This window comes from Paraliobacillus quinghaiensis (assembly GCF_003426025.1).
Lineage (GTDB): Bacteria > Bacillota > Bacilli > Bacillales > Amphibacillaceae > Paraliobacillus_A > Paraliobacillus_A quinghaiensis.
Map to the genome: position 1 here is coordinate 313600 of NZ_QJSH01000001.1, position 22027 is coordinate 335626.

General features: G+C 33.5%; 21 protein-coding genes. 12 read left to right on the forward strand and 9 right to left on the reverse strand.

Features of this window, described 5'->3' with window-relative positions:
* The first annotated feature begins 202 nt into the window (after positions 1–202).
* The 6 genes from brnQ (at position 203) to D2K40_RS01635 (ending at position 7668) form a co-directional block, all read left to right on the forward strand.
* On the forward strand, positions 203–1555 hold the full coding sequence (gene brnQ, locus D2K40_RS01610) for a branched-chain amino acid transport system II carrier protein (RefSeq protein ID WP_117152291.1): 1353 nt from the start codon (positions 203–205) through the stop codon (positions 1553–1555).
* A gap of 252 nt (positions 1556–1807) precedes the next feature.
* A complete protein-coding gene (locus D2K40_RS01615; protein ID WP_117152293.1) occupies positions 1808–3331 on the forward strand; it encodes a sensor domain-containing diguanylate cyclase in 1524 nt (507 codons plus the stop codon).
* Positions 3332–3859, forward strand: coding sequence for a hypothetical protein (locus D2K40_RS01620; protein WP_117152295.1), 528 nt, complete (start codon positions 3332–3334; stop codon positions 3857–3859).
* A 441-nt stretch (positions 3860–4300) separates the two neighbouring features.
* Positions 4301–5260: a glycoside hydrolase family 16 protein gene (locus tag D2K40_RS01625; RefSeq protein ID WP_476704035.1), complete on the forward strand. Its 960-nt coding sequence runs from the start codon at positions 4301–4303 to the stop codon at positions 5258–5260.
* An 81-nt stretch (positions 5261–5341) separates the two neighbouring features.
* Entirely contained in the window at positions 5342–6700 is a 1359-nt protein-coding gene (locus tag D2K40_RS01630; protein ID WP_117152298.1) for a glycosyltransferase family 2 protein, read from the forward strand.
* 23 nt (positions 6701–6723) lie between these two features.
* The gene (locus tag D2K40_RS01635) at positions 6724–7668 is read left to right on the forward strand and encodes a polysaccharide deacetylase family protein (protein ID WP_117152300.1); all 945 of its coding nucleotides are present in this window, start codon (positions 6724–6726) and stop codon (positions 7666–7668) included.
* A gap of 117 nt (positions 7669–7785) precedes the next feature.
* Here the strand turns inward: D2K40_RS01635 and D2K40_RS01640 are convergent, their stop codons facing one another.
* Both D2K40_RS01640 and D2K40_RS01645 read right to left on the reverse strand, forming a co-directional pair.
* Positions 7786–8505 carry a YwaF family protein gene (locus D2K40_RS01640; protein WP_117152302.1) on the reverse strand — a complete coding sequence of 240 codons (720 nt, stop codon included), beginning with the start codon at positions 8503–8505 and terminating at the stop codon, positions 7786–7788.
* Between the two features lie 101 nt (positions 8506–8606).
* Entirely contained in the window at positions 8607–9104 is a 498-nt protein-coding gene (locus D2K40_RS01645; RefSeq protein ID WP_117152304.1) for an LURP-one-related/scramblase family protein, read from the reverse strand.
* A 239-nt stretch (positions 9105–9343) separates the two neighbouring features.
* On the opposite strand from D2K40_RS01645, the gene D2K40_RS01650 reads away from it, so the two are divergent.
* Positions 9344–9784, forward strand: a complete 441-nt coding sequence (locus D2K40_RS01650) for a YtoQ family protein (protein WP_117152306.1) — start codon at positions 9344–9346, stop codon at positions 9782–9784.
* A gap of 237 nt (positions 9785–10021) precedes the next feature.
* Here the strand turns inward: D2K40_RS01650 and D2K40_RS01655 are convergent, their stop codons facing one another.
* The 4 genes from D2K40_RS01655 to D2K40_RS01670 all read right to left on the reverse strand — a co-directional run bounded on the left by D2K40_RS01655 (position 10022) and on the right by D2K40_RS01670 (position 15051).
* Complete coding sequence (locus D2K40_RS01655) at positions 10022–11665, reverse strand: FAD-dependent oxidoreductase (RefSeq protein WP_117152308.1); 1644 nt, start codon at positions 11663–11665, stop codon at positions 10022–10024.
* 71 nt (positions 11666–11736) lie between these two features.
* Entirely contained in the window at positions 11737–12771 is a 1035-nt protein-coding gene (arsB, locus tag D2K40_RS01660; RefSeq protein WP_117152310.1) for an ACR3 family arsenite efflux transporter, read from the reverse strand.
* Between the two features lie 59 nt (positions 12772–12830).
* A complete protein-coding gene (locus tag D2K40_RS01665) occupies positions 12831–13175 on the reverse strand; it encodes an ArsR/SmtB family transcription factor (protein ID WP_117152312.1) in 345 nt (114 codons plus the stop codon).
* A 175-nt stretch (positions 13176–13350) separates the two neighbouring features.
* On the reverse strand, positions 13351–15051 hold the full coding sequence (locus tag D2K40_RS01670; RefSeq protein ID WP_229666609.1) for an IS200/IS605 family accessory protein TnpB-related protein: 1701 nt from the start codon (positions 15049–15051) through the stop codon (positions 13351–13353).
* Between the two features lie 297 nt (positions 15052–15348).
* Between D2K40_RS01670 and D2K40_RS01675 the strand changes: the two genes are divergently transcribed.
* Genes D2K40_RS01675 through D2K40_RS01685 form a run of 3 tightly spaced genes read left to right on the forward strand, consistent with a single transcriptional unit; the run spans position 15349 to position 16981 of the window.
* On the forward strand, positions 15349–15681 hold the full coding sequence (locus D2K40_RS01675) for an ArsR/SmtB family transcription factor (protein WP_117152316.1): 333 nt from the start codon (positions 15349–15351) through the stop codon (positions 15679–15681).
* Between the two features lie 33 nt (positions 15682–15714).
* Positions 15715–16716 carry a permease gene (locus D2K40_RS01680; protein ID WP_117152318.1) on the forward strand — a complete coding sequence of 334 codons (1002 nt, stop codon included), beginning with the start codon at positions 15715–15717 and terminating at the stop codon, positions 16714–16716.
* Between the two features lie 34 nt (positions 16717–16750).
* A complete protein-coding gene (locus tag D2K40_RS01685) occupies positions 16751–16981 on the forward strand; it encodes a thioredoxin family protein (RefSeq protein WP_117152320.1) in 231 nt (76 codons plus the stop codon).
* A gap of 108 nt (positions 16982–17089) precedes the next feature.
* On the opposite strand, the gene D2K40_RS01690 is transcribed toward D2K40_RS01685, so the two are convergent.
* Together D2K40_RS01690 and D2K40_RS01695 are read right to left on the reverse strand one after the other, a co-directional pair.
* On the reverse strand, positions 17090–17665 hold the full coding sequence (locus D2K40_RS01690; RefSeq protein WP_229666594.1) for a hypothetical protein: 576 nt from the start codon (positions 17663–17665) through the stop codon (positions 17090–17092).
* A 90-nt stretch (positions 17666–17755) separates the two neighbouring features.
* A complete protein-coding gene (locus D2K40_RS01695; protein ID WP_117152321.1) occupies positions 17756–18445 on the reverse strand; it encodes a hypothetical protein in 690 nt (229 codons plus the stop codon).
* A gap of 139 nt (positions 18446–18584) precedes the next feature.
* Here D2K40_RS01695 and D2K40_RS01700 point away from each other — a divergent pair, with 139 nt between their 5' ends.
* Together D2K40_RS01700 and D2K40_RS01705 are read left to right on the forward strand one after the other, a co-directional pair.
* The gene (locus D2K40_RS01700) at positions 18585–19025 is read left to right on the forward strand and encodes a cell wall hydrolase (protein WP_117152323.1); all 441 of its coding nucleotides are present in this window, start codon (positions 18585–18587) and stop codon (positions 19023–19025) included.
* A gap of 304 nt (positions 19026–19329) precedes the next feature.
* Entirely contained in the window at positions 19330–20622 is a 1293-nt protein-coding gene (locus D2K40_RS01705) for a hydroxymethylglutaryl-CoA reductase, degradative (protein ID WP_117152325.1), read from the forward strand.
* 67 nt (positions 20623–20689) lie between these two features.
* On the opposite strand, the gene D2K40_RS01710 is transcribed toward D2K40_RS01705, so the two are convergent.
* A complete protein-coding gene (locus D2K40_RS01710; RefSeq protein ID WP_117152327.1) occupies positions 20690–21859 on the reverse strand; it encodes a hydroxymethylglutaryl-CoA synthase in 1170 nt (389 codons plus the stop codon).
* Between the last annotated feature and the right edge of the window lie 168 nt (positions 21860–22027).

The window sequence follows — 22027 nt, forward strand, 5'->3', positions numbered from 1 at the left end:
AGTTATGCATACTTTATTTCCCTGCTTCAATTTTCATAAAATCTATTGTGCCTTTCTTATATTATTGTTAGTATTATTTTTATTGTCTAAAAGAAGATTGTTTAAAAAGTTCTATGTAATGTCATAAGAGTTTTCTTAGAAGTTACTTTTAAACGAAAATGATAATTAAATAATATTTATTCAACTAGAAGGAGCAATCAAGATGCAACAAAGAACAACTTTTTCAACTTATGCAGTCATTGGCACAATGCTGTTTGGAATGTACTTCGGTGCAGGTAATCTGATTTTCCCAATACAGCTCGGTCAGCTCGCTGGTACAAACTTTTGGGCAGCCTTAATTGGATTTTTAGTAACCACAATTGGTTTACCCTTTTTGGGAATATTGGCTATTGGCTTGTCTGGAAGTAATGGATTACGTGATTTGGCGAGTCGAGTCCACCCAATGTTTGGGCTCGTCTTTAGTCTGGCTCTATATTTAACCATTGGCCCATTCTTTGCTATTCCACGTACAGCTAGCGTACCTTTTGTTGTTGGCTTTGAACCATTTATTGATCCATCACAAATCGGTTTATGGCTAGCCATTTTTAGCTTTATATTTTTTGCCGTTGTCTATTATTTCTCATTAAACCCTGCGAAAATTGCAGATTATATTGGTAAATATTTAACACCCGCTTTTTTGTTTTTCTTATTTTTCTTAATTATAGTTGCTATTTTCAGGCCAATGGGAAGCTTTGGCAATCCTTTAGGTGATTACGCAAATTTTGCATTTATGACTGGTTTTAAAGAGGGATATAACACGATGGATGCACTTGGTTCCCTTGCATTCGGTATTGTCGTGATAAACGCAATTAAGCAAAGAGGGATTACCGATAAAAAAGGGATCACTAGTGCAACATGGAAATCAGGTATTTTTGCAATGGGGTTAATGGCATTAATCTATGGTCTTATTGCGTTTATGGGAGCATCAAGTGTATCTATAATTGGTACACCTGATAACGGAGGACTGATATTTGCTGAAGTAGCTCAACACTATTTCGGATCCTTTGGAGCTATTCTATTTGCAATTATTGTTGTTTTGGCTTGTTTGAAAACAAGCATTGGTCTCATTACCGCTTGTAGCGAATTTTTCCATGAAACATATCCGAAAATTAGTTATAGAAAATTTGTGCTTATTCTATGTCTTTTATCATTTATGATTGCAAACTTTGGATTAAATAACATTATTCAATTTGCCATTCCGGTATTAATGTTCTTATACCCATTAGCAATTGTTCTTATCTTATTGGGAATCTCCTCTTATTTATTTGGAAATAAAAAGAGTGTTTATACAGTGTCCATGTCTTTCACGTTCTTCATTAGCATTATCGACGGTTACAATGCTTTAGCTAGTAGTTTACCACAAGTAACAGTTTCAGTAATTGAATCAATAAGTGAATTCTACTTTCATTATCTACCATTCTATGACATTGGACTTGGTTGGATTTTACCAGCATTAGTTGGAGCGGTGATAGGCTATTTTTGGCCAACAAGACAAACTCCAGTTGAGGTTTTTTGATCAGTTTAAAATTAAATAATGCTATATAAATGATTATCAACTCTTCTGATGAATAACCGTATCCCACTCAATTTGGATACGGTTATTCTACGTTTCAACCGGGAAAATTTTGTTAATAAAAAACCTCTCATGTTTTATAGAACAAATATAGTATTATATATGCTATATTCGATACAAATTATGAAACTATTACTTATTATATGATAAAATAGTTTCATAATTATTTTTATATACGATTAAGGAGATGTATTTTTGTCTACTGAAACTTTCTTTTTAATATTTATTGGATTTTCTATTTTTCTTGCAGTTTTTGTTAACTATATACGCTTTAAAGTTACAACAAGATTAAACAAACTGTTTTTAATCATGTCCTTTTCTTTATTAATCGTATTACAGGAATATTTTTTTGAAGTTACTTCTATACTTACCATTATTTCACTAATTATTATCTCAACATTCTCTTTTCAAATCTATGTAGGTTTGATTATAAGTGGTGTTGTTGCTATTTATTTAGCTTTATTTACAACTAAGTTTAACTTATTTTTACTTTTTACCTTTATAGTACTAAGTATAGGTACACGTTTCTTCACTATTTTTATCAATAAAAGAAAAAACGAGCAGGAACTCTATAAAAAACTGCTAGTTAAGAATTCAAAGGAATTAAATGTCTATAGAGAAGTAAGTATTATGATGCAGCGGACATACGAACTAGAACGCATCTTGAAAATTATTGTTACATCTGTAACTGCTGGACATGGACTTGGATTTAATCGTGCAATGATATTATTGGTAATAAACGATGGTACAAGAGTTCAAGGGAAATTGGGTGTAGGTCCAATGACTGCAGATGAAGGATTCGTAGCCTGGGAGTTAATAACTAAAAATAGATATAGACTAATAGATTTAATTGAGATGCAAGATGAGGATGATCAAATCGATCCACAGTTAAATAAACTAATAAAAGAATTAGATATTAAACTAGAGAAAGGTAACTTCCTTTTTAATGCTTTAGAAAATGAAATGCCTTACATTATGAATGAAATAGATAAAAGTGATGAGATTCAATCCTTATTTGCAAGACTTTTCAATATGGAAGAGTTTGCTGTCTTCCCTCTTATTACTCAAGGGGTAAAAGTTGGTGTTTTAATCATTGATAATCCTGTTAACAAGAAGCCTATTACTTCCGAAGCAATCGACAGTGTGATTCCCATGGCAAACCAAGCTGCAATTGCTATTCAGCAGTCACATCTGTATAAACAAGTAGAGAATATGGCATGGAAAGATGGCTTAACTGGATTACTAAACCAACGTGCTTTTCAAACCATCTCAGAAAAGTACATTGCTACAGCAAGGAAAGAGGCATTATCTCTTATTATGTTAGATATTGATTACTTTAAGAATTTCAATGATACAAATGGTCACTTACAAGGAAATCAAGCGCTAATTCAAGTAGCTCAAATAATTGAGAAATCAGTAAGAAAAGATGATTACGCATTCCGGTTTGGTGGAGAAGAATTTGTTATCTTACTTCCAAAGACGAATGAACCTGAAGCAACTGCCATCGCAGAACGAATTAGAGTTAATATCCAAGAAGAAAAATTCCAAGGCGGTGACAAACAACCTTTTGGTATGTTAACTGTTAGTTTGGGTGTTGCATCAACGGCTAATCTAAAGACTGTCACTACAAATAAACTTATAGAAACAGCTGATCAAGTATTATATGAAGCAAAAGTTTTTGGAAGAAATAATGTAAAATCTTATACGGAGCTGATTTAAATGAATGAATTGATTATGGCATTCGTTTTATGTATTTTTGTTTTAACAATTCTAATGACTAGTCGTTATTTTTATCTACTTGATATTAAATTACAAGCAAGAAAAATCATGAAACGTTTAGATATAAATATAGCTGAGTTAAATTATTCATTCGAACAAATTAGTTACTTTTATACTTTGCCAAGCAATATAACAGCGTTAAAAAGTGCAAGAAAGGAAAATATACTGATCGAATATGATTATGACTCTATCCTTTTTCAACAACTAAAGGGGATTAAAATCTATGTTGAGCAACAAGATAAGCATGATCTTCTATTAGCATACTTAACTATCAATGACTTCCGACTTCCTTCTCTTGACGTATTAATGGAAGAAGAAAAAATTGATGAGAATTCTTATTTAAAAATTAGTATATATAAACTTATCCACCCAGTAACAATAAAGCAAATCAAAGACGAGGTATATAAACAAATCCTAATCGGAAGATATGACGTGATGGATGATGCAATGAATGAAAAAATAGTGTAACTAATTTTCGGCATCTGGGACTAAACAGATAAACAAACGTTTATCGTATAGTACTAGATGCCGTTTTTAATACTGATGATTTAATATACTAATTCTTCAATAATATTAACTCTTAAATGTCCAAAGCCATCTATTTTACCAGTGTCATTAAACCTACCCGTAGCTGTAACTTTGCCAGGTGTATGTTGTTCACTTCTCTATAATACTCCACTTATACATTAAAATTATATATAATCTTCAAATTTTAATACGAGTTTCTAGTTTATTGTATAAATCAGTAAGTTTCTTATTTGAAAATTAGAATTGATTTTCTACAACCCTTCTAATTTAATCTATGCCTCTATATAAGAAAAGCTCTCCACTATGCAATTCCCCCCATAAAACCTAGAAGACGCAACAGGTTAAGTTAACTACACAGTAAGTAAAAAATAATATTTTTATTTGTTATATTATTGTTTTTGTCACATAAACATTAGTAATAGTAAAGTAAAACACTCAACTTGGAGAGGGAAACCAATAATGATGAGAGTTTTTTGCACATCTTTTTTCATCTTGTGTTTTATTTCAGTTATTTTAATCCTTGCCTTTTCTTATAACCTTTCTTATATAGAACCCTTAAATTTCCCAAATCATAATGTAACACCTAGAAGTATTAGCGAGTTACGCATTGATAATGACGCTTATAAAATAGGTAATTCTAATGATATTTCAAATTTCGAGCGAGATAAATGGCAGTTAATTTGGCACGATGAATTTGAAGGTAAATTACTAGATCACAGCAAATGGCTCACAGAGGATTGGGCGGCGGAAAAAAACAATGAGCTGCAATATTATTCACCTGAGAATGTAAAAGTTGAAAATGGTTTTTTAAAATTAATCAGCAAAAAAGAGAAATTTAAAGGTAGAGATTACACATCAGCAGCTGTTCATACCAAAGATAAATTTGACTTTTTATATGGAAAAGTGGAAATGAGAGCAAAACTTCCGGACGGCCAAGGAATATTCCCAGCATTTTGGATGTTGACAAATAAAGAAAATATTTGGCTACCAGAAATTGATATTATGGAAATGCTTGGTCATAGACCTCAGGAAGTTTGGATGGTTTTACATTGGTTAGAAAAGGACGGTACTTTAAAAAAAGACGCTGGTTCCTATAAAGGGGAAGATTTCTCAAAAGGCTTTCATATTTTTAGCGTTGAATGGACGCCAGATTCTATTACATGGTTTATTGATGATAAAAAAAGGTTTAAAACAAATGCGTACATTCCAAGTGAGAGAATGTACTTATACCTAAATACCGCAGTTGGTGGGAATTGGCCTGGATCACCAGACCATAAAACGGTATTTCCTAAGAATTTTGAAATAGATTATGTTAGGGTATTTAAGCAAAAAAGTAATTAGAATAAGAATTAATAACAATAAAGTTATGACCTTAATAAAGCTAATACATTAATAAATAATCTAAAAATGGAGGCAGCTTCTATGATACTGACTATCACGTTGTTTCTATTTTTCCTTTTTGTTTTATTCCACACTCTTTACATTTTCATCCCACTATATACAAGTACAAAACAAAGCAAAGTATATCCAACAAAAGAAAAAGGCTTTAGCATATTAATACCCTCTTATAATGAGACACTTGTCATTGAAAACTGTCTTAATGGCATTTTAAATGTAAATTATAAAGAGCTAGAGATCCTATTTATAAATGATGGTTCCACTGATAACTCGCTCGATACATTTGATACTCACCTTATGCTTATAAAGACTGAAAAGGTGAAAAAAGAAATACTTAATCATAAGCAAGTCAAAGATGTTTACCATTCAGAAAAATACCCTTATATTTGGGTGATTGATAAAGAGAATGGTGGAAAAGCTGATGCCCTCAATACAGGTATAAACTTTGCAGAGAATGAAATCATAATTACTTTGGACGCTGATAGTATTCTTGAACCAAATTCACTAAACGAAATGAATCTATCTTTTTCGGATGAATCTATTGTAGCTGCTGGTGGATTAGTGAATATCGTGCAAGGATTCAAACGTACTGATAATAAATTGATCCCCCACTACAAAATATCTGGTCTGATTCGTTATCAAGTTATTCAATATTTGACCGCATTTTATTTGCATAAAACAACACAATCGAAATTTGGATCTATTACGGTTATAGCTGGAGCCTTTGGGGCCTTTAGAAGAAGTGTACTAATTCAGGCAAATGGCTACAGATTAACTGTTGGTGAAGATATGGATATTACTCTCCGAATTCAAGAACTAATAGGCAAAGGTTTGAAGGGAAAACGTATTGTCTTTGTTCCTGAAGCAGTTTGTTATACTGAATGTCCAGCAAGTTTTAAAAACTTATATAAGCAGCGTATTCGTTGGCAAAAAGCATTCGTTGATTGTATCTTTACTTACACGAAGTCATTTTACCGAAAGATGAATTTCAGGGTATCTACCTATCTACTTCTAGACTCTCTTTTACTTGGAACCATTTCTGCATATCCAGCCCTAATGGTTCCAATTATCGTAATTATTACAATGAACAATTTAATCCTATCCTTAATTCTATTAACAATGTCAATTGTGTTGGCGATTATGCAAAATATTGCTACATTAATAGTTTCAAGAAGATTTGGACACTTTTATGGTTTCAGAGACTACATTTCGATATTATTATTTCTCCCTATCGAAGTTATGTTCTTTAGAATAACCGGATTATTTTTTGTTATAATTGGAACTATTCTCTACTTTTTTGATAAAGATGGTTGGAGTCGTTCAGAAAGAATTGGTCAGCCGATTTTATTTAAGCCAAATACAAATGTAAATATAGACCGTTAGAGATAATCTTTAGGGGAGATAAAATGAAAAAACATCTAAGATCCAACCTGTTGTATACCCTTTCCTTCCTAATTATTTTTGGTCCTCTTTGTTACTTACTTTACGATTACGTTCTCGACTTTGCTCTACCGCCCGTTCCGGCAAAGGAAGCATTAAGTGAAACCAACACTGTTCGAATTTCGGCAAATCGGAATTTTAGCAATATCGATGAGCATGCAGAGAAAGTAACTGTTCTAATGTACCATCAAATTATTCCTGAAAGTCAATTAAAAAAACAGCATTTCACAGATACCGGTGAGCTTGTTGATATGGTTGTAACGCTTGAAGAATTTTCAGATCAAATGAAGTACTTAAAGCAACAAAACTTTACTATTTTATCATTAAAAGAATTTGAACTTTTTATGACCAATAAAATGAAGGTACCACCAAAAAGTGTTTTGATCACATTCGATGACGGTTATAAAAATGTATTTAAATTTGCTTATCCCGTTTTACAAAAGCATGGATTTTATGCTGTTCACTTTATAATTACCGAACTAATTACAAATAGAACGGTCAAGTATGACTCATCATATCTGCAATATGCAAGTATTGATGAAGTTGTGAAAGCCGCAGATGTTTTTGATTATGGAAATCATACACACTCTCTTCATCATAGAAATAAGAACGGAAAGTCTTTCTTAGTTGTATATAGTCGAGATAAGATAAAAAAAGACCTTGTTAAAGCGAATAAATGGTTAGGACGATCAACGGCATTCGCACCACCTTTTGGTGAATATACCACCTCTACTTTAAAGATTTTAAAGGATTTAAATATCGAGATGGCATTTACTGTTGATCCTGGTTATGCTGAGCCTTCTCAGCACATTTTAGAAATTCCTAGACAATTAATATATCCATTTTATGATATAGAAGATTTTAAGTATATTGTTGAGCAAAAAATAGATTATCATATTCAATTAAATTAGGAACAGAAGCATTTTAAAGTACGTCTTCAAAAGTCAGATTAGAAGCATATCGTTTACATATCCTTTCTAAAATAAACATAAATTACTTAATTCTATCAGTTGATAGTGCACATAAGGTTAACTATTATCCTTTTCGGTAAATTTGATTACGGCAAGGTATAAAAAAATAAATAGCGTTAAAGCAACAACTTCGAGAGATAAGATATACCATGGATAAGACCCTAAAAAGTCAATTACACTTACATTACTAGGCTTTTTTGATAAGAACATATAATTGGAACCAATTATTTGATTAATAATAAATACAAATACTGCTATTATATTAAGAACAATAAATGCTTTAATAACGGATTTGACAGTGGGTTTATACCCTTCGATCCATACCATATAAAAACAGGAAAGTACGATGGCTATATGGACGATAAAAAATTGAAAGAATCTTATATGTGGAAAACCGAAAAAAAGTTCTGGAGTAATTATAGCAATAAATGCGCCTGTCAAACTTACAAAAAAAGCTACTTCAAACACTTTATAATTTTTTGTTAGTAACATAATTACACATAAATATAATGAGATTGAACTCAATTGCAATGGCAAATTGATAGTCAGACTCCATCTACCGTGAAATAGATACCATAATTGAAAGAAAATCTCTCCAGCTATTAAAGACATAAACAAAGTATTCTTGATATGCTTCTTGTACTTTTCTTTTATGCTCTCTCTATAAAAATACATCCATCCTATCAAAGACAATGTTAAGAGTACTATACTAATATGGGAAAGAGAGAACAATTGAAATGGATAATCTGTCCGATTAAAACTAATTAGCTCATCCATTTATAATCTCCTTCCTTTCAAACTATTCACAGAGTGAGTCCTAATTAATTCTTTCATAAGTGAATTTACCCAATAGTATTGTCTCTTACTTCTGTTATAATCTAATTACCTGCATTTGCTGCTGCGGAATTTTCTTGCTGTTTAACAAAATCAATCGCGACAACTAAAGAAATAATAATATGTTCTAGTGACTCATCTTTAACGATCACTTCATATGTATCACCCCATGTAAACCACTTTTCGTTTACTTGACCAACTACTTCCCCATGGCTTACTACCTCAAAATTTTTGTCCCACCAATCACCTTGTACTTCTATTCCCCGCCCATCTATATGATAGCGTGATTTAAAAAACGAAAACTCCTTTTGAATCGTAACTACTTCTTCCCCATGTACCTCAACAAAAAATTTAGGCAAAAAACTAAATACCTTCTTTGTTATTGTACCGATTTCATTTTCAGCAGTGTCTTTGATTGTAAAGGTCTTTGGTATAGATAGAAAGCTTCCTTCTATTACATATTTATCTTGTTCACTTTCGTCCTTAACTGTAAAATTTCCACCCAAGCTAAAAACTTTTTGTTTGATATATAATTTATTCATAGACTTCCCCACTTCCTAATTAGTAAAACGATTTACACTTTATGTATTACAGAAATCCTCTTATGATACATATAGTTCGGATAGCTACTTTTTCGACAAGAAAAATAAAAATCCTTCTATATTAGCGGGAAAACTTACGTCCTTATGTTGAGGACAAGAAAAAACAGCCTATTTCTTTAAAATTTTTATTTGTTTTAATATAATAAAGATAGAATACAGTTATCTTTGGAGGGATTATAATGGAATTAACAGTATATTTAGCTGGACAAATTCACGATGATTGGAGAGATGAATTTTCTAAAAAGGCGAAGGAAAAGAATCTTTCATTAGTATTTGTAGGACCACAGACAAACCATGAGCGATCCGATCAAATTGGTGAAGAAATTTTAGGAAAACAACCCGGCGACTTATATAAAGATGACGCAGCATCAGATATAAATAATTTCAGAACTCAGGTATTAATGCAGAAAGCAGATATTGTCATTGCATTATTTGGCGAAAAGTATAAACAATGGAATACTGCAATGGATGCAAGTACTGCAATTGCTATGGATAAACCGGTCATTATTATTAGGCCTGAATCGTTAGTCCATCCCTTAAAAGAACTATCGAACAAAGCAAATGTCACTGTAGAAACTTTAGATCAAGCTTTAAATGTAATTAGTTATATTTTTGAATAAGAAATTTAAATGGAAGACAATGGTATAAGGTGAAGCTTCCATCAGTGATGTACTTTCTTATACCTCACTGATGGTTATCTCTAAAGGATGGCCATAAAGGTATCTTTAACGAATCGACTTATGTGAGCGTTTGTTCCCCACTTCTTACCTTTCTTTCTGAAATATAATCAATACAAAAAAGCAGGGAGACATAAACCTTTCTCCCTACTTTTAAATAAAAATCTTTCACCAAAACTATTATCTTCCCTTAGTAAAACTCTGATAATTCTTATTCCCGCCAGAAAGATTAAACACTTCTTTAAAGCCCATATTGATCAACACGTTTTGAGCTGCATTGCCTGTAACACCCTTATTACAATACGTTACTGTAGGGATATTAGTATCAAGACCCTTAGCTTCTTCACGTAATTTTGCTAATGGAATATTAATTGCTCCATCCACATGAGCCGCCTCGTATTGCTTTGTTGCGCGTGTATCAATAATTTGCAATGCTTCTCCGCTATCTATTCTATCTATTATTTCTTGTGGCGTAATCAATTTATTTTTCTTATCAATCGCATTTTGTAGTGCCATTCCTGTATACATAACAGGATCTTTTGTTGTACTAAATGGTGGTGCGTATGCTAGGTCTAGATGAAATAAGTCTTCCGCTTTTGCTTTAAAGGAAATAGCTGTTACAAAAACATCTAGTCGCTTATCGACTCCATCTTGCCCGACAATTTGTACACCTAAAATCCGACTTGTTTCTCTATCAGCAATTGCTTTAATGACTAATTCTTTCCCTCCAAGATAATCTGCTCTTGATGGTTTAATATTATGAAGAACTTCTACATCATAACCTTCTGCTACCGCTTCTTTTTCACTTAATCCAGTATAGCCTACAGCCAGATCAAACACTCGTAAAATTCCTGTACCCAAAATACCGCGATGTTCTAAATCTCCACCAGTTATCACATCACCTGCAATACGGCCCATTTTATTTGCAGTAGATCCTAGTGGTCGATAAATTGACTTTCCAGTAACAATAGAAAAGCTTTCTGCCACGTCACCTACAGCATAAATATCTGGCAGGCTCGTTTGCATTCTATTATTCACTTTAATCGCGCCACAGCTACCTAATTCAACCCCAATATCTTCAGCAAGACTCGTGTTTGGTTTTACACCTGTTGCTAGAAATACAATATCTGAATCAATTACATTACCATTTTTAGTTTCAACCGTCTTCTCTGAAATTGAAGCAGCTTCTTCATTTAACAATAAGGTCACGTTTTGTTTTCGCAAATGCTCTTCTACTCTAATTGCCATATCTTTATCCAAGTGTGGCATAATTTGATTACCACGTTGGATTATGGTTACTTCTAATCCTTTATGCGATAACTGCTCTGCCATCTCAAGTCCAATAAAGCCAGCACCAATAATGGTAGCCTTTTTTGGTTTCTTAGCATTCAGATATTTATCAATCGCAATCGCATGTTGAATCGTGCGCACATGGAAGACATGGTCCTGATCAACACCTGTAATAGCTGGTGTTGTTGGACTCGCTCCTGTTGCGAATACTAACGTGTCATAATTGTCTTCTTTTATCTCATTGGTACCTAAATCTTTAACCGTAACTGTTTTCTTTTCTGGATCAATTGATGTAACCTCATGACGTGTATGAATATCAACATTGTAGCGTACTTTAAACCAAGGAGCGCTCCTTGGTGTTAATGTATCTACCTCATCTACTTCGCCACCTAAAAAGTAAGGAATCCCACAAATAGAATAAGAGATGTCATAGTCTGCATTGTATAATGTAATTTCTGCATTTTCATCATTTCTACGAGCCTTTGCTGCAACAGATGTACCAGCTGCAACAGAGCCAATAATGATTATTTTCATAATTTTACCTCCAAAAGTTCATTTATATCTCTAAATAGTTAGTACAACCATTAATCTAAAATCTATAAAGATTAAGCTTTCCCCTTACTTGGAAACCAATGTTTCGTGTTATTTGCGATTTTCACTAATAACAACATGACAGGTACTTCAACAAGTACACCAACAATAACTGCTAATGCAACCGGTGAAGTAACACCGAACAACGCAATTGCTACAGCAAGTGACAGTTCAAAGAAGTTAGATGCTCCAATCATACCAGCAGGTGCTGCAATTGTGTGATCGATCTTCATTTTCTTCGCTGCGAAATATGCAATAAAGAAAATAAAGAATGTTTGAATCGTTAATGGAATCCCGATTAATACAATGTGTAACGTATTATCTAAGAGAATCTCTGCTTGGAAAGAAAAGATAATAATTAATGTTAGTAACAAACCACCAATTGTAGTGTTATCGAATTTCGGTAAAAATTTATTTTCAAAATGATCGAGCCCTTTACGATTGATCAATGTAATTCTTGTGGCAACTCCGGCTACTAATGGTATAACAACAAATAGTACAATTGATAAGAACAATGTATCCCATGGTACTGTAATACCACTAACTCCTAGTAAAAAGGCAACGATTGGTGTATAAGCAAGTAAAATAATTAAATCGTTTGTAGCTACTTGGACGACAGTATAAGCGGGATTACCTTTTGTTAAATGACTCCAGACAAACACCATTGCCGTACAAGGAGCCGCACCCAAAATAACTGCTCCAGCTAAATAATCTTTTGCTAAATCAGGAGTAATGAAATTTCCGAATACAACATAAAAGAAAAATGCTGCAATACCGTACATTGTAAACGGCTTGATCAACCAATTTACAACCCATGTAATATATAAACCTTTTCTGTCTTTACTTACATTTTTAACACTCTGAAAGTTCACCTTCATCATCATCGGATAAATCATTACCCAAATCAAAATTGCAATTGGAATCGAAATTTCCGCATATTCAAATTGTCCTAAGAATTCAGGAATCCCTGGCAAAAACTTTCCAATCAATACGCCCACAACCATACACAGTAATACCCAAACCGTTAAATACCGTTCAAAAAAACTCATACATTTACACTCCTTGTAAGATAATAATTAATAAATAATTTCTATTAGTGCATATTCAACTAACAACATGTAATACGCGTACCTTTTTCCTCTAATTCTTTTAATTTATAATCTTGATCAGGTAGCTGCTTAATGATTTGTTCGATAAATCCATAATAGTCGTTATCTTTATTGACAGAGTAAAAAATCCACTGCCCTTTTCGCTGCTCTCTTACTAAACCGACATCTCGCAATTTACGAAGATGTTGGCTTACTGATGGTTGACTCATATCGAAGATTTCTACGAACTCACAGACACAACAATCATTATTATCAAGAAGCTTCATCATCGTAAGGCGTGTCTTGTCACCTAATAATTTTAAAACCACTGCTGCTTTATCCATTTCAACCACTGTTTTTAACATAAAAGTTATCCCCTTTCCACCTGCATATTATTATATAACTATTTGCTTATATGTACAACAATAGTCATCTAACTTTACAATTTCTTATTGAACTACCCCCACCTAAATTTCTAACGAAATTTTGAGGAAGGGGATTCCCAAAGGATGCACTTGCACACAACCAAAGCCTGTTCAACTAGGCTATGGATTTCCTGTTTTCCAACCGAGACAAACCTATTTTCTCAAAGTCTGTAGTAGCACCTTGCGGAAATAGTGAGCTCCAAGAGCTCAACTTGTTTTGGCCAGAAAACTCTATCTTGTAGAAAACGTGCACTCTAGCAAAAGATAGGCAGGATGAAACAGACCCCCATTGCGCCCAGTGATGTAGACCTTGTTTCTGCTCTGGAACAAGTGAATGCAACGCTGGTGGAAGCTTTTCTTTGAAACCCATAGCTCTTCGAGCTATTGTATAAGAAGCAGATTCGTGAATGGAAATTCCGAATCTTTTCATGTATTTCATTTTACCAATTTGGCTTGTGTAAGCTGGATTTACTTCGTAAACTTCAATCCCGGATTTTTCAGCTCTTGATTTTATAGCCGTTACAATTTTATTATAAGCGAATTGACTCATGCGTCGATTTGCTTTTTTATTGCCGTAAGCATGTTTAACTTTTGATTTTGTTGTGTTAAGCTTCTCTATTGCGATTGGTTTTCTATGCTTTGCGGCATAATCAACCAATGCAATTAGTTCTGCTTCAATAATTTTTGAGAGTTGGCCACTTGTCTTTCCTTCGACCACAAAATTCAGAGAGAAACACTCAATCAGTTGACCGATGCTATTAACGTTAGAAATGGCCAAGTGGTCAACATTAGAATCTACACCAATAACACCCTCCGATTTAGAGTGGTTCACATAAGGATTTGGAGGCACGTCCACTAAACACTTGAATATGAAGTATTCTCCATGGTCCTCGACGGACCATGCGATAGGTTTACCGAATTGTTTTTTGTTTTTTAATCCTATCTGCGTATTGATAGCGTTGTCTACGTTTTCTTGGCCATATGGAAATACAATGTTTTCAAAAGTTACGACGTTGCCGTTTATCGCTTTAAAGGTTAACTGGTTGGTATCTGTGTTGTAATGAAAAACAAAGTTTCCAGTTTTTGCATCTCTTCGTCCCGAAATAGTCATTTTGCCGTAACGAGCCAGATACCAATCCTGTTTCCATAACGTAGGATTATTTTGATACTTTTCTGTCGTCGTTCTAGCTTTGGCAAGTTTTTTACTACCAAAACAGACGCTTTTCACGCCATTTTCAAGGCTTTCGATTTGTTTTTTAAACCTATCCAGTTTGAATTCTAAACGTCCCAAACGGGACGTTAAATGCTTAATTTGAACATCTAAGTACAGATGTTCAAATTCATACGCGTTGTAATACAAATCGGTTTTTGATTTGAATTCCACAACAAAAAAGTTCCCTTTTTGTTGTTCGAAAGATGTTTTATTGAACTTCGGATTTCCTATTATAAACGATTTTTTGATTTTGTTTAAAACGGTTATGCGAGATTTCGTGCTTTTTATTTTCTTTTTAATAGAGCTTATTTGTGCTTCTTTGTTGGAAATATACATTTTTGTTAGCTCTTGTTGTGCCGAAAGTAAGGCTTTCCCATCTTGGACAGCACTATTTGCGTAGTAATCTGTTAAATTAAATCTTGCTTTCACCTGTTGGTGAATCGAAGATTTACCTTTTTCTTTTGAACCGCGCTTTTCGCGAACTTCACTCTGAACACGATAATGTTTTGCTTGATTAAACACAAAGAGAGTGTGTTGTGTATTTTCAACGGTAGCTTTTTTATTTACATCTTTGTACACACGATTCGAAAAATAAGCTTTCATTGTCAATCTCAACACACCCTTTCTGAAAGTTTTAGTACCATAATTATACCAAACCAAACTGACGTTTGTCTTGTGATTTGCTTTTTAATTTCAAAAAAAGAGGCGATTCATCTCCCACCTAACACTGACGTGTTTGAGGAAGGAGTCTTCTCGCTTAAGTTCGATAAAATAGTTGTTTTGCTTATCTCTAAATCAAAAATCTTCTCTCGTTAAAGATTTAATTTTAACAAAATTGACACTTCCATAACTACAAAACTAGAAAAATAGTTGTATAATAAAAATAAGGAGTGTGAATATATGAAATCATCTGTAAAAACCACTGATGAAGCTAAATTCATCGTAAATCAATCAAAGACACAATTACCTACACTACAAGAATATACGAAAACAAAAGAAACAGCAGATTTCTATAAAGCATTAGGAGATGAAACAAGGTTACGCATTATTGGGATGCTGTTGATTGATAATCTTTGTATGTGTGAAATTGTTGATGGTTTAGATATTCCTACATCTACTATTTCACACCATCTAAAGTTATTAGAAAGAGGAAAGGTTATTCGATCTCAAAAAGAAGGACGATATACTGTTTACTATTTAAACAAAAACACCGTTCTTCCCTTTTTAAAATAAAGTCACATTGATTAAAAGAAAGAAGGCATTAAAATGGCACTATTTTCATGGTTAAACGATCAATTCCTCAGAATGGAGTGGCTTTCAACTAGTATCCGCTTATTAGTTGAAGATGTATTCCATTTCTCTGTTGATGAAAAATTAGGAGGTAGTATTCACTTTTTCATTTATGACACAATAAAAATTTTCATCTTAATGTCCGTAATAATTTTTGGTATATCGTATATTCAAAGCTACTTTCCACCAGAACGGACGAAAAAAATCCTAGGTGGTATAAAAGGAATTAAGGGAAATATCTTAGGTGCATTACTCGGTACAATTACCCCATTCTGTAGTTGTTCTAGCATCCCTATTTTCATCGGATTTACAACCGCTCGCTTACCATTAGGTGTAACTTTCTCCTTTTTAATATCTTCACCGATGGTTGATTTAGCATCATTTTTATTACTAACTTCTTTTTTTGGAATTAAGATTGCAGCTATTTATGTAATTGTCGGTCTTGTTCTTGCTGTAATTGGTGGTACGATCATTGATAAATTACGATTAGAAAATCAGGTACAGTCCTTTGTATTAGAAGCGAGTCATGTGGAAAGTGAACTAGAACAATTAACGTATAAGGAGAGAATTCATTTTGCGATTAATGAAGTAAAGGCTATTTTCAAGAAAGTTTGGTATGCGATCCTTATTGGTGTAGGTATTGGCGCGTTAATTCATAACTGGATTCCACAGTCCACAATTGAGGCTGTAATTGGAGAAGGTAATCCTTTTGCCGTTCTGATTGCTACGATGATCGGTGTTCCTATTTATGCAGATATATTTGGTACATTACCGATCGCTGAAGCCTTATTTGGTAAGGGTGTCGAAGTTGGGACAATTCTTGCTTTTATGATGTCTGTTACAGCTTTATCCCTCCCCTCTTTAATCATGTTAAGTAAAGTGGTTAAGCCGAAATTATTAGCTACATTTATCGCAATCATAACAATTGGCATTATCATTATTGGTTACACATTTAACGCATTAGATTTCCTATTTTAATAGGTAATTATATAATTTTAAGGAGATGTTTCATATGATTATTAAAGTATTAGGACCTGGCTGTGCAAACTGCAAAAGATTAGAGAAGAATGTTCAAGTTGCTGTTAAAGAACTTGGGGTTGATGCTTCGATTGAAAAAGTAACAGATTTTAAAGAAATCTCAAAATACGGTGTAATGAGTACTCCTGCACTAGTTGTTGATGACGAAGTAAAAGTATTTGGCAAAGTAGCAAAAGCAGAAGAGATAAAAACTTTTCTAAAATAAAGCAAATTATAAAAAACAGATATGAGATTATTAACTCAACCTCATATCTGTTTATATATATGGATACTACCTATACTATACTTAACAATCCCTGAGATTAAAACTTCTCTATTCCTCATCAAGTACCATAAAGTCAATCGTCGCATGTATTTTATACTTCTCTTGACTTATGTCATCAATCCGAACGAAAAAGTCAGCGAAGCCATTTACTTTATAATAACCTACAGGAAATTCATTATTATTTATTTTTTCAATGAAATTGATGTAGTCATTATCTTCATCTGCGCTATAACCGGCAGCACTTGTATATTCTTCCCTTAACGGTTCCCCTTTCACTAATGTTGTACTTAGCAATGGTTCTACCATTCCATATCCAATCTTATAATCTCTTGTTTTTTCATGCATTGGAAAATAGAACGGTGATGCTGCGTGAAAAATTTCTATTTCTTCTTGATCACCTACATACTCTAGTTCAGCATAAATCTCAACTGGTCCATTCGCATCGTATTGTTCTTTTTCAGATACTAAACGATAAATGAAATCCCCTTCTGTTACCTCCGCTTCTGAATTGGTTACTTCATATTCATCTAAATTAGCATTATTCGTTGCGTTATCTCCAAGCCCGCATCCAAAAAGCAACAGACTTAATAAACTAAATAAGTAAAATAAATTATATTTTTTCATAAATATCACCTCAGGTAATTAATAAGTTGCGTTAGAAGCACCTTATAGGTAGACATTATATCCTTCAAAATAAGGTACTGTAATTAGGTTTTAATTACTTTTTTCATGCCAAACAATTTCACCCACAACGATAGATGCACGTCCACTAAAACCATCACCATATTCTGCTGGGTAATAATACGCTAAAGCATAAGGTTTCTCGTGCTTTTTGAAAAATGCTACACGACCTAAGAATCCTTCCTTTTCTAAGGACAGTTCTTTTTCAGAAAAATCATATGCAGGTGTATCAACTGAACTTAAATTAAAACCTAAACCTTCTAGGTATGCAGTTATTTCCGCTTCTTCTTGATTTGTAATAAATAATCGGGCATTCTCATTTTTATTATCATTAAAATTCGCATATACATTAAAGAAGCCTTGATCATATTTAGCAATCATATCTTCCGGAACATAAGTCGAAAAAGCAAGTGCTTCATGTTGAAACAGATTCAAAGTTACTTGCTCTTCCAACCCTTCAATCATTAACGTACCTTCTTTAGATTCTTCTAGGTCTGTAGTCTGCTGTTTTTCTTCATCTGACTCATCTACATCTTCCTCTAAATCTGTTTCATTTTTATCATTCAATTCTTGTTCTTCTTCTGGTTCATTTCCCGCATCTGAAACATCTTCTGTATTATTTTCATTCACTTGATCATCTTCGGTGTTATTAGGTGTTCCACAAGCTACAAGTAAGGAAAACGAAAAACTTATTAATAGAAGATAAAGAAATTTATTTAGCATATCAGTTAGCTCCCTTCTATTTCTGTTTAACCTATTAGTCGTACTTTTACAACAAAAGTTACATCTTTTTGGAAATGTTCTTTATTTATGAACATTTTCATAGGCGTTTTACATACAATGCTTATAGAGGTGATGAAAAGTGACAAGAGTGAAATTTACAGACACTGACGTAGATTTAATGGCAAGGATGATGCGAGCAGAGGCTGAAGGCGAAGGAAAATTAGGAATGCTTATGGTTGGTAATGTCATAGTAAATAGATTAAAAGCTAATTGTTTAGATTTTAAAGAATTAAAATCAATACGTGATGTTATTTTTCAAGTGCAAGGAGGAAATTACTCTTTCGAGGCCGTACAAAAAGGAAATGTTTTTTATAATAGAGCAAGAGGTGTAGAAAAAAGGTTAGCGGAACAAACCCTAAAGTATTGGAGAGAACATCCTTCTAAGTATGCGTTATGGTATTTCAATCCATATGGAGAATGTCCTCCTACCTGGTACGGTCAACCATTAACAGGCCAATATAAACAACATTGTTATTATGAACCAATTGCTGATACATGTGAAGGAGCTTATAGGTGGTAACTCCTCACATATCTACAAGTAATCTTAATACTATAAAAGCATGGATTTTAGCTTATTAGGTTACAGATCAATAGGACCTGTAAACGCTTGGATTTGAACTTCAAGCGTTTTTTTGTTGTTGATCATGAGAATCCAATCTTCCATTTTATTATTTCGTCATAACCTACCCATATTCCACATTTTCAGACATCTCTTTGATCTTATACCCATCTATGATAAATTAATAAAAGAGTAAATAGCATTATTCACTTCTACTTATACCAATAATCCATGAAAGCATTGTTGATCAACAGGAGGAAAAAGAATGAAAAAGGAGTATTTAAATAAATTTTATCAGAAAACACATGAAGAAAGGCTTCACGCATTAGTTTCAGCAGAAGTTATTCTTGAAGAAGACACTAGCGATTTTAAGCGTAAATTACAATTACCCGAAGAAACTGCGAACCATATGATTGAAAACCAGATTTCTACATATGAATTACCACTTGGTATTGGTTTAAATTTCTTTATTGATCAAAAAGAATATGTCGTACCTATGGCAACCGAGGAACCATCTGTTATTGCTGCTGCTAGTTCAGCCGCCAAAATTATTCGCCAGGCTGGCGGTTTTAAAACATCTATTCAAGAACGTACAATGATTGGTCAGATTGCTTTAAAGGATGTTTCTAATATGAAGGAAGCTGAAGAAATTATTTTACAGCATGAAGATCAAATTATCGAAAAAGCAAATCAAGCTCACCCTTCTATTGTAAAACGAGGTGGTGGTGCTCGTTCTGTTAAGGTTAGACAAATTGAAGCTGATGAACAGTATAATGCTCCTGCTTTTTTTGTCATCCATATCCACATACAAACATTGGAAGCAATGGGAGCCAATATAATCAATACAATGGTTGAAGCTGTTAAACCTTATTTAGAAAGCTTAACAGGTGGAACTGCCATAATGGGGATACTCTCGAACTATGCAACAGAATGTCTTGCCACAGCAACTTGCCATATTCCAGTTTCACTATTAAGAAAAGGAAGTTTTTCAGGCGAAGAAGTTCGCGATCGGATAATAGAAGCAGGTCAATTTGCAGTAGTTGATCCATATCGAGCGGTCACCCATAATAAAGGGATTATGAATGGTATAGATGCTGTTGTTCTTGCTTCTGGAAATGATACACGTGCAATTGAAGCGGGTGTACATGCATATGCCACTCGTTCTGGACAATATCGCTCTCTGTCTAATTGGTCTAAAGCTGAAAACGGTGATTTAGTCGGAACTATGACTATTCCTCTACCCGTAGGTACGGTTGGTGGTTCTATTAACATCCACCCTGGAGCAATATTCAGTAAACAGTTACTTGGCAATCCAACAGCACAAGAGTTAGAAGCTATTATAGTTTCTGTAGGATTAGGACAAAACTTCTCTGCGCTCAAGGCACTTGTCACAGAAGGTATTCAAAAAGGACATATGGGCCTTCACGCAAAGTCTCTTGCTATTAGCGCTGGAGCAGTTGGGGATCAAATTGACCTAGTTTCAAACGAATTAAAGAAGAGAAAAAACATGAATTTAGCTACTGCTAAAGAAATCCTAGAACAAATTAAAGACATTTAGCTATAGTTAATTAACTAAAAAAACCGTTAAGCAAAGTTAAATTGCTCAACGTTTTTTTTAGTTTTAATTATTTTTTATAAACATATTGTCTCATGTGATCCTTTATTCCTGAAAAACAAATTGGGGCTGGATCTTTCTCAACTGGTAATTCAACATCAGAAAGTCCAACAGGTACAGTTTCTTGGAATATTTTTTCGTATTCCGCTACAGTAATTTCTTTTCTTTCTGCTAACAATGCTTTATGTTGCGCTGTATACAAGGCATCGCGGTATCCTGGTTGTAAGATACCAGAGAAAAATTCACCAACTGCTCCTGAACCATAACTGAATAGCGCTACTCTTGAGCCTGCTTCAATAGTTGTGTTTAGTTCAAGTAATGAAAGCAAACTCAAGTATAGAGAGCCTGTATAAATATTACCGACAGTCGTGTTATACTGTTTACTAATTTCAAAATTAGAAAGTAATCGCTCACGATCTTCTTCAGAAGCCTCAGCTGTAGCATTTTTCAATGCTTTTAATCCCATCTTTGTATAAGGTAAATGGAATAAAATCGCTTCAAAATCCTTTAGGCCGTAACCTGTTTTATTCTTATAATCCTCCAAAAGATTTTGGAAAAATGCCATATATTGATCAACAGAATACTTTCCTTGCACAAAAGCAGTATCTGAATAGATTGGACGCCAAAAATCCATTACGTGTTCTGTTTGGTAAGAACTTGGACTTTCTATCGTCATGATCTTCGGATCTGCACTCATCAATATCGCGACAGCACCAGCACCTTGGGTAACTTCTCCACCAGTATTTAGTCCGTAACGTGCAATATCAGAACCCAAAATAAGTACTTTACTTGTTGGATTTAATGAAATATGTCCCTTAGCGATTTGGATCCCTGCTGTAGCACTATAACATGCCTGTTTTACTTCAATTGATCGCGCATTAGGGTTTATTTCCAATAAATGTTGAAGATAAATACCAGCTGCCTTAGAATGATCAACACCGGATTCCGTTGCAAAAATAACAAAATCAATTTCTTTCTTATCCTTAGGAGTTAATATTTCTAATGCTGCATTTGCAGCTAAAGAAACGGCATCTTGTGTAATTGGCGGTACTGCCATTTTTTCCTGACCAATTCCAATTGTGAATTTTTCAGGTTCAATGTTTCTTGCAAGTGCTAAGTTTTTAGTATCTACATACATGTGAGGCGTATAAAAGCCCAATTTATCAATACCTATTTCCAAAATTGTTCACACCTTTTTTAAATTTTGTATAGTTGCTGTTTCTGTTCATATAACTTTGTCATAATTCTATATATAAATTGAAACAGCTATCTTTATATATATCCCCTCTATATACTATACTATAAAGAACGTTCTAGTAAATTAATATGAATTAATTCTTTAAAATTG